Genomic DNA, 207 nt, shown 5'->3' with positions numbered 1-207 from the left:
TCTTCAAACAGTTCAAAGCTGATCCACTGTGGTTTGCGCTACCTTTAGCATTACGAATTTAGATTAGTAAAAGAAGCGCTAGCCGAACGTGATGTGTTACTTAAAAATGCACCGCACATTATGTGGCCGCTGACATTTAGACTTCCGCATCAAAAACACCTTCGCCCTGCGTGGATGATTCGCATTCGCTTATTTATGTACGACAAT

1 pseudogene is annotated in these 207 nt (G+C 42.5%); it reads left to right on the top strand.

What is annotated here, in order from left to right:
• Positions 1–207 (top strand): annotated as a pseudogene (locus tag V6260_RS19535) (glycerol-3-phosphate dehydrogenase); the annotation flags it as partial.

The sequence above is a fragment of the Pseudoalteromonas aliena genome, from assembly GCF_038155085.1.
GTDB lineage: Bacteria > Pseudomonadota > Gammaproteobacteria > Enterobacterales > Alteromonadaceae > Pseudoalteromonas > Pseudoalteromonas aliena_A.
This window is presented reverse-complemented; position numbering and strand designations above follow the sequence as displayed.